Here is an 11,345-nt window from a genome sequence, read left to right on the forward strand (position 1 = left end):
GCAAGCGGACGTTTGTTTGTGTCTAACACAAAAACCATAGGGTATTCCCCTTTCCTCTGCATAAAGCAGGTCATATTCTCCTCGACCATGTTATAGATGCTTGTTATATGCAAGACACTAGCGCCACCCACCACGCTTGTTTAACCTTGCACGACAGAGGAACGGGCTGGAGAAGCACCCGAACGTGTCATGACATCTATAACGTAGGCTCTGTTTCAAGCCTTGGTCTGGTCAACATGGGGCTTACAAGCCCATGACTTTAGTCATTGGGTTGTTGACATAGTTTTCGCTCTTCCGCTTTGCTTGGAACGATTTGTTTAAAGCGGCGATATAAGTTCATGAGTTGCTCTCGCTCAATCCCTTGTTCGTACGCTTGTTCAACGCCTTCGTAAAATTTAATAACGTCAATGATTTCTTCTGTCGACCAGCTGTAATCAATCGGATACGCATATTTCATGATGTTCACCTTTCTCTCATCGTTGTCTTCCTTTAGTTTGCCCAACGTGCGCGAATTTGTTCTGCCTCTTGAATGATGCGCGCAAAAAGTTCGCTAACGGTCGGCACATCGTGAATAAGTCCGATCACTTGCCCCGCCCATGCAAACCCTTCTTCCGTATTGCCGTCGTAAATGAACCGCTTATTCGCTTGTCCGCTAATGTACTCTTTTAGTTGTTCATACCCTTTTCCTTCTCGTTCAAACTGTAAAATTTTTTCCGTCCATTCGTTCAACAAAGCGCGCGCAGGGGCACCGAGCGATCGTTTAATGACGACGGTGTCGCTTTCTGTACGTTCCACAAGCATTTGTTTGTACACAGGATGGGCATGAATGCACTCTTTTGTCGCAATAAAGCGCGTGCCCATTTCAATTCCTTCCGCACCGAGCGCTAAGGCAGCCATCAACCCGCGCCCGTCGCCAATGCCACCTGACGCGATGACCGGAATCGATACGGAATCGACGACGCGCGGCACTAACACGAACGTGCCGATATCATGTTTACCGAGATGTCCACCCCCTTCTTGCCCGACGACCATAACCGCATCTGCGCCGAGTTCCTCCGCCTTCACCGCTTGTCGCACCGCCGCCACGAGCACAAGTTTTTTCACCGGCACGCCTTGTAACTGCTCAAAAATCGGAGCAGGGTTTCCACCTGTCATCGAAATGACCGGCACGTTTTCTTCAATTGCTACTTCAAGCATATGTGCAAACGGACGTCCATGTTGTCCGATCGCAAAATTCACACCAAACGGTTTGTCCGTTTTTTCCCGCACTTTTTTAATTTCTTCCCGCAACGCATCGGGTGTCTCAAGCGACATCGCCGTAATTTGCCCTAGTCCCCCAGCATTCGACACAGCCGCCGCTAAATCGGCATATGCTAAATACGCTAAACCTCCTTGAATAATCGGATAACGAATGCCTAACAACTCCGTTACTCTCGTTTTCCAATTCACAACCCATTCCCCCTTTACTTTTTATCATTCTTCACACATAAAGAAAAGTCCTTCACAAACAATAAATGAAGAAACATACACCGCCTTTCATTTTTAAACAAAAAAATCATCTTTGCAAACGTATGAAGAAGTGCTATAATTCACTTTGTTTTATGTAAATCCAAGTTAAAGAGGTGTACAGCGAAATTGTCACAGTATGAAACACCGTTATTTACCGGACTGTTAGAGCATATAAAGAAAAATCCGATTCAATTCCATATTCCTGGCCATAAAAAAGGAGCAGGAATGGACGAGCAGTTTCGCTCCTTTATTGGAGAGAATGCGTTAGCGATCGATTTAATTAATATCGGTCCGCTTGATGATTTACATCAGCCAAAAGGAATGATTAAACGGGCGCAACAGCTAGCAGCGGAAGCGTTTGGAGCGGACTATACGTTTTTCTCCGTTCAAGGAACGAGCGGAGCGATTATGACGATGGTCATGTCCGTCGTAGGACCTGGGGATAAAATTATCGTCCCACGAAACGTGCATAAGTCTGTCATGTCAGCGATCGTTTTCTCAGGAGCGACACCGATTTTCGTTCATCCTGAAATCGATAAAGAGCTCGGCATTTCGCACGGCATTACACCAGAAGCGGTAGAGGCAGCATTAAAACAACATCCAGACGCCAAAGGGGTGCTCGTCATTAATCCGACGTATTTTGGCATTGCTGGCGACTTAAAACGCATCGTCGACATCGCCCATCGCTATCATGTTCCTGTCCTTGTCGATGAAGCGCATGGGGTGCATATTCACTTTCATGAACAATTGCCGCTTTCTGCAATGCAAGCCGGGGCAGATATGTCGGCTACGAGCGTGCATAAACTAGGTGGGTCGATGACGCAAAGTTCCATTTTAAACGTAAAAGAAGGGCTTGTGTCACCAAAGCGCGTACAAGCGATTTTAAGCATGTTAACGACGACATCAACATCTTACTTATTGCTCGCTTCGCTCGATGTGGCGCGCAAACGGCTAGCGACAGAAGGACACGAGCTTGCGGAACAAGCGATTCGCCTGGCGAATGAAACGCGCAAACAAATTAACGACATCGATTATTTATATTGCGTCGGCAAAGAAATTCTCGGGACAGAAGCAACGTTTGATTACGATCCGACGAAGCTCATTATTTCAGTCAAAGAGCTTGGACTCACTGGCTACGACGTGGAAAAATGGCTTCGTGAACGATACAATATTGAAGTCGAATTGTCGGATTTATATAACATTTTATGTATTATTACACCGGGCGATACGGAGCAGGAAACGAACGTATTAGTTGATGCGCTTCGTCATTTATCGAATGAATTTCGCCATCAAGCGGAAGTCGGGAAAAAAGCGGAAGTGATTTTACCAGATATTCCTGTGCTTGCGCTCACCCCGCGCGATGCGTTTTATGCAGAAACGGAAGTCGTGCCATTTGATGAATCGGCAGGGCGCATTATTGCTGAGTTTGTCATGGTATATCCACCTGGCATCCCGATTTTTATTCCAGGTGAAATTATTACGGAAGAAAATTTAAATTACATTCGCAAAAATATCGAAGTCGGCTTACCTGTTCAAGGTCCAGAAGACGATACGTTGCGAACGTTGCGCGTCATTAAAGAACATCAGAAATGAAAAAAGCGGAGCTCGTGTGGAGTTCCGCTTTTTTCATCAATAAAAAGAGACCGGCTATGCCGATCCCTTCCCTCTATATGTCTCCTCATCCCCCAAAAGCTCGTTCCGTTCTATATGTTATTCCTCGTCTTCACAATCGCATGTGCAACATTGACCGTACAATACCGTTACTTTTTCATCTTCAAAATGATCGATTGTCGCATTGCATGTTTGGCATACAATTGTACCCATCCCCGATAACCCCTTTTCATTTGAAATGTTTGAAAACGTTTTACTGATTTCATAATAATATGTCATATTTGTTTTGTCAATAGAAATTAGTATGACATATTTAAATAAAAAAGAGACGTAATTTACGCCTCTTCCTCCATTTTATTCATATTGTTCGGCAAGATGAGTAGCTGGTAAAATGTCTGAGAAAAATTCCGCTAAATCTTCAGCTTGTTCTTTTGTGTCGATGCGAAATATTCGTTGTAAGTAGTCGTGGTCTTCGATGTCTTTCGGGTCGAGGAGAGCTGAGCGGCCTGTTTGCATACAGATGACGAGCGGCTTGCCAAAAAACATGCTCGTATAAACAATGCCAAAATCGTAGCGAACGTCTTTTGTCGTAAAGCCGACGAACCTCACTTTTACTTTTTCATGCTCATCATACAATTTTTCAAATACGGGCATATCATTCCCTCCTTCTAATAGGTTAGCATTCATTATACCGCATCATTTATATTTTCGCAATTATTTGTTTTTTTACATATGTACGTGATACAATGAAAGTGATTTCAACGTGTCGAGGTGAACAAAATGGCTTATACAGCTACCATTGAACTTGTCCCTGCATCAACATGGGAGACGGTGACGTTAGAACAATGTAAGCAATTGCTTGAACAATTTCGCGATATCGCCCGCAAAACAGGCGAACAGCTTGGCTGGGACTACGAACAGTCCGCTTTTCCATACGATATCGTCATAAACGAAGACCGCATCATTCTCGTCGGAAAAGATGCACGTTACTATATGATCGAATGCCGCATGCGCGATCGTGCGGTCGAGTTCGTTCTTCCGAAACAAGCGACGCATGGCGATAAAGGAAAAGCAAACGAGCTATGTAAATTTTTCGCCAAACGAATGGCGGGAAAGCTTCATTTATTTAACGGGCGCATCATGTACTACTACAAACGATAAGCCCAAAAAAGCTGACGACAAACGAAATAGACGGCAATCGTTAGTAAGGTTGTCCAACATGCGCGCTTTTTCGTTAAGCGAAACCGAAGCGCAAGCAAAAAGGCAACATACATAAATATGACAAACAATAGCGCCTTAAAAATCAAATGATCGTGAGCCGATCTCCATTCAACAAGTGAAAATAAGCTCCAAATGACGAGTTGAAGTAAAAAAACGATATACATGTTCATACACCCCTTGCAACTATCATATGATCGCAAGGAAAAAAACATGAAAAAGAGGACGGCTAAGCCATCCTCTTTTATTTGTTAATAATATGAATTGGGCTACCGAGCGCCACTTCCGCTGCTTCCATCGTAATTTCACCGAGCGTTGGATGCGCATGAATCGTCATCGCAATATCTTCTGCTGTCATGCCTGCTTCAATCGCTAAGCCAAGCTCTGCGATCATATCTGATGCATTCGGTCCGACGATTTGTGCACCGATAATGACGCCATCGTCTTTCGTTAAGACGAGTTTTAAGAAGCCGTCTGTTTCGTTTAATGCAAGGGCACGGCCGTTTGCGCCAAACGGGAATTTCGCTGTAATGACATCAATGCCTTCTTCGATCGCTTGTTTTTCAAAATAACCGACAGAAGCACATTCAGGGTCAGAGAAGACGACAGCTGGAATCGCTAAGTAGTCAATTTCAGACGGATGGCCTGCGATCGCTTCTGCCGCAATTTTTCCTTCGTATGACGCTTTATGCGCAAGCGGTGGACCTGCGACGACATCACCGATCGCGTAAATGTTTGATACGCTTGTGCGGCATTGTTTGTCGATTTCAATTAAGCCGCGCTCCGTCATTTTCACACCGATTTGTTCCAAGCCCATTTCTTCTGTGTTCGGACGGCGACCAACTGTAACGAGCACGTATTCTGCATCGATCGTTTTCGTTTCGCCATTGACTTCAAACGTTACTGTGACGCCATCTTCACGCTCTTCAACACCTTTTGCGAGGGCGTTTGTGAAGACGTCAACGCCTTTTTTCTTCAAGCGGCGACGAACGACTGCGCTCATTTGTTTTTCGAAGCCAGATAAAATTTCGTCTGCTCCTTCTAAAATGGTAATTTTCGTTCCGAAGTTCGCATACGCCGTTCCTAGCTCTGTGCCGATGTAACCGCCGCCGATGACAACCATCGACTTTGGAATGTCAGACAAGTTGAGTGCGCCTGTCGAGTCAAGCACGCGCTTTGAAAATTTAAATGTTGGCAGCTCGATCGGACGAGAACCTGTTGCGATAATCGCGTTTTTAAATTTGTACGTTTGCGCGCTATTTTCCGTCATGACGCGAACGGTATTTTCGTCAACGAAATACGCTTCGCCGCGCACGATTTCGACTTTATTTCCTTTTAATAAACTTTCTACGCCACCTGTTAATTTTTTCACGACACCCGCTTTCCATTGTTGCACTTTCGAGAAGTCAACTTTCACGTTTTCTGCGAAAATGCCCATATCTTGCGAATGTGTTGCAATTTCGTAGCGGTGACCGGCAGAGATGAGCGCTTTTGACGGAATACATCCGACGTTTAAGCACACACCGCCGAGGTTTCCTTTTTCAACGATCGTTACTTTTTGGCCGAGCTGCGCCGCACGAATCGCTGCGACGTAACCGCCAGGACCTGCACCGACGACGAGAGTTTCTGTTTCAATTGCGAAATCGCCTACTACCATCGCATTACGCCTCCATTAATAATAATTCAGGATCGTTTAATAAACGTTTAATATGATTTAATGCGTTTTGTGCCGTTGCACCGTCGATCATGCGGTGATCGAAGCTTAACGACAACGCTAATACCGGAGCGATTACAATTTCGCCATCGCGCACGACCGGCTTTTCTGAAATGCGACCAATACCTAAAATCGCTACTTCTGGATGGTTGATGACTGGTGTAAACCATTGACCGCCTGCAGAACCGATGTTTGTAATTGTGCACGTTGCACCTTTCATTTCGTTTGGCATTAACTTGCCTTCGCGCGCTTTTGTCGCAAGCTCGTTAATTTCTTTTGCGATCGCAAAAATCGATTTGCGGTCTGCGTGTTTAACAACTGGAACGAGCAAGCCTTTTTCTGTGTCCGCTGCAATTCCGATGTTGTAGTAATGTTTATGAATAATTTCTTCCGTCGCATCGTCAATGGATGTGTTAAGCGCTGGGTATTCGCGAAGCGCAGACGTTAACGCTTTAACGACATATGGCAAGAACGTTAACTTAATGCCTTTTTGCGCCGCGACGTCTTTAAATTTCTTACGATGCGCAACGAGTTTTGTCACATCGACTTCGTCCATTAATGTGACGTGAGGAGCTGTATGTTTCGAGTTCACCATCGCTTTTGCAATTGCGCGACGAATGCCGCTCATTTTCTCGCGTGTTTCTGGGAACTCGCCTTCGAGCACGACCGGTTGTGCTGCTGGTGCCGCTTTTTGTTCTTGAACTGGCGCAGCTTTTTCTTCTACCGGTTGTTTTGGCGCTTCCGCTTGCGGTGCTACGCCACCTGCTAAATAGGCGTCAATGTCTTGTTTTAATACGCGGCCGTTTTTGCCTGTTCCTTGCACAAGACGAATGTCGACACCTTTTTCACGCGCATATTTGCGCACTGATGGCATCGCGATGACGCGTTTTTTCGGCTCCACGCTTTGTGCAGCTGGCTCTTGTTTTACTTCTTCTTTCTTTTCTTCTACTTTTGGCTCATCGCCATGATCGCCTTTAAACTTTAAGTTTTCGTATCCTGGCGCATCAAATGTAATTAACGTTTGCCCGACTGTCGCCACTGTTCCTTCGCTAACTAAAATTTCTAACACTTTTCCTTTAACTGGAGATGGAATTTCAACGACAGCTTTATCGTTTTGTACTTCGCAAAGCACGTCGTCTTCGTTTACTTCATCGCCCGGCTTTACAAACCATTTGACAATTTCACCTTCGTGAATCCCTTCACCGATGTCCGGTAATTTAAATTCAAATGCCATGTATCTCAACCTCCTGTTTCTCAAATGTGGAGGGGAATGCGCCCCTCCATTAGAACGTCATGACTTTTTTCACTGTTTCGATTACATCTTTAAAGTTCGGTAACCATACTGGCTCTGCTTGCGAGAACGGATATACCGTATCCGGTGCTGCAACGCGCAACACTGGCGCTTCAAGGCTAAGAATCGCGCGCTCATTAATTTCTGCTACGACGTTTGCCGCAATACCTGCTTGTTTTTGCGCTTCTTGTACGACGACAGCGCGACCTGTTTTTTCAACTGATGCGATAATCGTTTCAATGTCTAACGGTTGAACGGTACGTAAGTCGATGACTTCAACAGAAATACCTTCTTTTTCAAGCTCCGCTGCTGCTTTTAATGACTCGTGCACCATCGCACCGTACGTGATGACAGACACGTCTGTTCCTTCACGTTTCACGTCCGCTTTGCCGATCGGAATCGTATATTCGCCTTCTGGCACTTCTTGACGGAACGAACGGTACAATTTCATATGCTCTAAGAAAATGACCGGATCGTTGTCGCGAATGGCTGAAATGAGTAACCCTTTCGCATCGTACGGCGTTGATGGGATGACAACTTTTAATCCTGGCTGTTGTGCAACAAGTCCTTCTAAGCTGTCAGCGTGCAACTCTGGCGTATGTACGCCGCCACCAAACGGTGAACGAACGGTAATTGGCGCATGGAAACGTCCGCCAGAACGATAGCGCATGCGCGCCATTTGACCAGAAATGGAATCCATCACTTCGTATACGAAACCGAAAAATTGAATTTCAGGCACAGGGCGGAATCCTTGTAACGCTAAACCGATCGCTAAACCGCCAATTCCTGATTCTGCAAGCGGTGTGTCGAATACGCGATCTTCGCCAAACTCTGCTTGCAATCCTTCTGTCGCACGGAATACCCCGCCGTTTACACCGACGTCTTCACCAAACACGAGAACGTTCGGGTCTTTGCGCATTTCTACGCGCAACGCATCCGTGATTGCTTGAATCATTGTCATTTGCGCCATTGCTTATTTCGACTCCTTTTCTTTGTAGATTTCGTATTGTTCTTTTAAGAACGCAGGCATCTCTTCGTACATGATCGACATTAAGTCGGTTACTTTTTGTTTCGGTGTTTCGTCCGCTTTCTTAATCGCTTCTTTAATGTCTTCTTTCGCTTGTTCGATGACGCGATTTTCTTCTTCTTCGCTCCATAATCCTTTGTTTTCTAAAAACTTACGGAAACGAACGAGCGGATCTTTTTTCTCCCATTCGTTTTCAAGCTCTTTTGAACGATAGCGTGTCGGATCGTCACCAGCCATCGTATGCGGACCGTAACGGAAGCAAAGCGTTTCAATCAATGTTGGTCCTCCACCGTTAATTGCACGCTCGCGAGCGTCACGCACCGCTACATATACAGCAAGCGGATCCATACCGTCGACTTGAATGCCCGGAATACCAGCTGCTGCTGCTTTTTGAGCGATTGTTTTTGCCGCCGATTGTTTTTCGACTGGCGTTGAAATCGCGAAACGGTTGTTTTGAACGATAAAAATCGCTGGGGCGTTAAACGCGCCGGCGAAGTTAATTCCTTCGTAGAAGTCGCCTTGCGATGCACCGCCGTCACCTGTGTATGTAACTGCGACCGCTTTTTTGCCGCGCTTTTTCATGCCGAGCGCAACGCCGGCTGCTTGAATAATTTGCGCACCGATAATAATTTGCGGCGGCAACGCGTTCACGTCTTCAGGAATTTGGTTGCCATGGAAATGACCGCGCGAGAATAAAAACGCTTGGTAAAGCGGTAAACCGTGCCAAATCATTTGCGGAACGTCACGGTAGCCCGGTAAAATGAAGTCTTCTTTTTCTAGCGCGAAATGGCTCGCTAATTGGCTCGCTTCTTGTCCTGCTGTTGGCGCATAGAAGCCGAGACGTCCTTGACGGTTTAACGAAATGCAACGTTGGTCAAGTACGCGCGTGTATACCATGCGGCGCATTAATTCTTTCAATTGCTCATCTGTTAAATCTGGCATTGCCGCTTCGTTTACGACTTCGCCTTCTTCATTTAAAATTTGAAATGTCGGGAACTGCTCAGCGACTTTTTCAAGTTGCTTTTTCACATCAAATAGGGGCTTTTTACCCATGTTGTTCACCTCATCCTTTCTTTTTCAACACGTAAAATGATGCACCTTTTAATTTGCCCAAAAACGATTTGTTTTTACTACGCTTGTGTATGAAAAGCTGTATTAATAAAAAAAGCAATTACGATTAATACAACTGTTTTTTTACATCTTTCAGTTTACACCCTTCGACAACGCACGTCAACCAGTTTGCTTGACACGTTCTATGTAAAAATGAAATTTAGAAAATTTTAACTGTGTTATGAATCTGTTATACTTATTTTTTTAAATCTGTATTATTTCTGTTTTACAACGTGTTTATGTATGTTTCGTCAGCCAATTGCACTTTTGTGCATAATCGCCCATAATAAAACGTAGTCTACTTTGTGGATAAGGAGTGAAACGACGTGATTACGATGAAAGATATTATTAAAGATGGACATCCGACGTTACGAAAAGTAGCGGAAGAAGTTCCCCTTCCCCCTTCTGAAGAAGATCGCCGCATTTTAGCGAGTTTATTGGAATATGTAAAAATGAGCCAAGATCCTGAGCTAGCGAAGGCATACGGGCTTCGTCCAGGCATTGGCTTAGCTGCCCCACAAATTAACGTTTCAAAACGGATGATTGCTGTGCATGTGACGGATGAAAAAGGAACGTTGCATAGCTATGCGTTATTTAATCCGAAAATTGTGAGCCATTCGGTTGAGATGTGCTATTTAACGAGCGGAGAAGGTTGTTTGTCTGTAGACGAAGCAATTCCGGGTTACGTGCCGCGCTATATGCGCATTACCGTCACCGGAACGACGCTTGAGGGCGAAACGGTGAAGCTGCGCTTGAAAGGATTGCCTGCGATCGTATTTCAACATGAAATTGACCATTTAAACGGCATTATGTTTTATGACCATATTAATAAACAAAATCCGTACGACGTGCCAGCTGGCGCTATCCCGATCGAACGGTAAAATAAAAGAGCTCCGCCATGGGAGCCCTTTTATTTTACTAAGCCAAGGTGACGTAGTCCGAATAAAATACCATCTTCATCGACAGCTTTTGTCACAAAGTCGGCCGCTCGTTTCGCTTCTTCATGCCCATTTCCCATCGCGACTCCTGTCCCGACAAAACGCAACATTTCCGTATCGTTTAATCCGTCGCCGAACGCATAGACGTGTTCGCGTCGAATACCGAGCTCGTCAATCATTTTTTTAATTCCTTCTGCTTTCGATCCGCCATATGGCAATACGTCCGTTGACACCGCATGCCAGCGTACGAAGTGAAACGTCGGAAACGATTGAATATACGGCTGTTCTTCTTCTGGTTTACAAAATAAAAGCGCTTGATAAATGTCGTTTCGTTCGTCATACGTTTCATCGTGCGGTGGATGAGTAAATTTTAAACTTCCCATGCTTTCGTGAATGTACGGATGATCGGCGACACTTGCTCGCATCGTGTCGGCGTCCATAAAAATAAGCGGATGGTCATTGTCGCGTGCCATTTGTTTTAATGCACGAAGTTGCTTGCGATCAAGCGGTTGATTGTAAATGACCTCCCCTTCAAAAACGACATATTGTCCGTTAAAGCTGACAAATGATTGAATATCGAGTTCTTTTCGCAACGATTCAAACATAAACGGCGCTCGTCCGGTGGCGATCGCTACATATACCCCTTGTTTTTTTAATTCATGTATCCCTTCATATGTCGATTCCGGCAACTGTTTATCATGATCTAACAACGTTCCGTCAATATCAAAAAAGACGATTTTTCTCTCCATGTTTCTCGCGCTCCTCGTTTAAAAGTTCACAAACTTACCCTGAACCTCCCGATGGCTAAAGCCACGGGGTTCTTGTGTACAAAAGGGTTTCTCGTACACCTGCGTGTAGAACTCACCCTTGTTCCACAAGACTTTCATGGGCAAACACCTTACTGGTGCTTATCGCCCTGTGCGCCCG

The 11,345-nt window shown here is 45.1% G+C and carries 12 protein-coding genes and 1 pseudogene; 3 read left to right on the forward strand and 10 right to left on the reverse strand.

Going from position 1 to position 11,345, the window contains the following annotated elements; translation table 11 throughout:
- Positions 1-271 precede the first annotated feature (271 nt).
- A pseudogene (locus BM213_RS12465) lies at positions 272-457 on the reverse strand (UPF0223 family protein); the annotation flags it as partial.
- 32 nt (positions 458-489) lie between these two features.
- Positions 490-1,449 (reverse strand): NAD(P)H-dependent flavin oxidoreductase, encoded by a 960-nt coding sequence (locus BM213_RS12470; RefSeq protein ID WP_091704647.1) that lies wholly within the window; start codon positions 1,447-1,449, stop codon positions 490-492.
- A gap of 186 nt (positions 1,450-1,635) precedes the next feature.
- On the opposite strand from BM213_RS12470, the gene BM213_RS12475 reads away from it, so the two are divergent.
- Positions 1,636-3,102 (forward strand): aminotransferase class I/II-fold pyridoxal phosphate-dependent enzyme, encoded by a 1,467-nt coding sequence (locus BM213_RS12475; RefSeq protein WP_091704649.1) that lies wholly within the window; start codon positions 1,636-1,638, stop codon positions 3,100-3,102.
- Positions 3,103-3,219: 117 nt separating this feature from the next.
- Here the strand turns inward: BM213_RS12475 and BM213_RS12480 are convergent, their stop codons facing one another.
- A complete protein-coding gene (locus BM213_RS12480) occupies positions 3,220-3,333 on the reverse strand; it encodes a GapA-binding peptide SR1P (RefSeq protein WP_003395198.1) in 114 nt (37 codons plus the stop codon).
- Positions 3,334-3,474: 141 nt separating this feature from the next.
- Positions 3,475-3,774, reverse strand: coding sequence for a DUF3055 domain-containing protein (locus BM213_RS12485; protein WP_091704652.1), 300 nt, complete (start codon positions 3,772-3,774; stop codon positions 3,475-3,477).
- Between the two features lie 126 nt (positions 3,775-3,900).
- Between BM213_RS12485 and BM213_RS12490 the strand changes: the two genes are divergently transcribed.
- A complete protein-coding gene (locus tag BM213_RS12490; RefSeq protein WP_091704655.1) occupies positions 3,901-4,281 on the forward strand; it encodes a DUF1885 family protein in 381 nt (126 codons plus the stop codon).
- Here BM213_RS12490 and BM213_RS12495 read toward each other — a convergent pair.
- The 5 genes from BM213_RS12495 to pdhA form a co-directional block, all read right to left on the reverse strand.
- Positions 4,269-4,505 (reverse strand): hypothetical protein, encoded by a 237-nt coding sequence (locus BM213_RS12495; protein WP_091704657.1) that lies wholly within the window; start codon positions 4,503-4,505, stop codon positions 4,269-4,271. The two genes, BM213_RS12490 and BM213_RS12495, sit on opposite strands and share 13 nt — an antisense overlap.
- Before the next feature lie 77 nt (positions 4,506-4,582).
- Positions 4,583-5,995, reverse strand: a complete 1,413-nt coding sequence (gene lpdA / locus BM213_RS12500; RefSeq protein ID WP_091704661.1) for a dihydrolipoyl dehydrogenase — start codon at positions 5,993-5,995, stop codon at positions 4,583-4,585.
- 4 nt (positions 5,996-5,999) lie between these two features.
- Positions 6,000-7,286 (reverse strand): dihydrolipoamide acetyltransferase family protein, encoded by a 1,287-nt coding sequence (locus tag BM213_RS12505; RefSeq protein ID WP_091704664.1) that lies wholly within the window; start codon positions 7,284-7,286, stop codon positions 6,000-6,002.
- A 49-nt stretch (positions 7,287-7,335) separates the two neighbouring features.
- Positions 7,336-8,313, reverse strand: coding sequence for an alpha-ketoacid dehydrogenase subunit beta (locus tag BM213_RS12510; protein ID WP_003396595.1), 978 nt, complete (start codon positions 8,311-8,313; stop codon positions 7,336-7,338).
- 3 nt (positions 8,314-8,316) lie between these two features.
- Entirely contained in the window at positions 8,317-9,423 is a 1,107-nt protein-coding gene (gene pdhA / locus BM213_RS12515) for a pyruvate dehydrogenase (acetyl-transferring) E1 component subunit alpha (RefSeq protein WP_091704666.1), read from the reverse strand.
- Positions 9,424-9,806: 383 nt separating this feature from the next.
- On the opposite strand from pdhA, the gene def reads away from it, so the two are divergent.
- On the forward strand, positions 9,807-10,361 hold the full coding sequence (gene def, locus BM213_RS12520) for a peptide deformylase (RefSeq protein ID WP_006321317.1): 555 nt from the start codon (positions 9,807-9,809) through the stop codon (positions 10,359-10,361).
- A gap of 29 nt (positions 10,362-10,390) precedes the next feature.
- Here def and BM213_RS12525 read toward each other — a convergent pair whose 3' ends face one another.
- On the reverse strand, positions 10,391-11,167 hold the full coding sequence (locus BM213_RS12525) for a Cof-type HAD-IIB family hydrolase (RefSeq protein WP_091704668.1): 777 nt from the start codon (positions 11,165-11,167) through the stop codon (positions 10,391-10,393).
- Positions 11,168-11,345 lie beyond the last annotated feature (178 nt).

It is taken from the genome of Anoxybacillus pushchinoensis (genome assembly GCF_900111795.1).
GTDB classification, from domain to species: domain Bacteria; phylum Bacillota; class Bacilli; order Bacillales; family Anoxybacillaceae; genus Anoxybacillus; species Anoxybacillus pushchinoensis.

Coding starts and splice junctions, on each gene's coding strand:
- BM213_RS12480 (WP_003395198.1), bottom strand. CDS start 3,333: ATGGGTACAATTGTATGCCAAACATGCAATGCGACAATCGATCATTTT.
- lpdA (WP_091704661.1), bottom strand. CDS start 5,995: ATGGTAGTAGGCGATTTCGCAATTGAAACAGAAACTCTCGTCGTCGGT.
- BM213_RS12505 (WP_091704664.1), bottom strand. CDS start 7,286: ATGGCATTTGAATTTAAATTACCGGACATCGGTGAAGGGATTCACGAA.
- BM213_RS12485 (WP_091704652.1), bottom strand. CDS start 3,774: ATGCCCGTATTTGAAAAATTGTATGATGAGCATGAAAAAGTAAAAGTG.
- BM213_RS12490 (WP_091704655.1), top strand. CDS start 3,901: ATGGCTTATACAGCTACCATTGAACTTGTCCCTGCATCAACATGGGAG.
- BM213_RS12525 (WP_091704668.1), bottom strand. CDS start 11,167: ATGGAGAGAAAAATCGTCTTTTTTGATATTGACGGAACGTTGTTAGAT.
- BM213_RS12495 (WP_091704657.1), bottom strand. CDS start 4,505: ATGTATATCGTTTTTTTACTTCAACTCGTCATTTGGAGCTTATTTTCA.
- BM213_RS12510 (WP_003396595.1), bottom strand. CDS start 8,313: ATGGCGCAAATGACAATGATTCAAGCAATCACGGATGCGTTGCGCGTA.
- pdhA (WP_091704666.1), bottom strand. CDS start 9,423: ATGGGTAAAAAGCCCCTATTTGATGTGAAAAAGCAACTTGAAAAAGTC.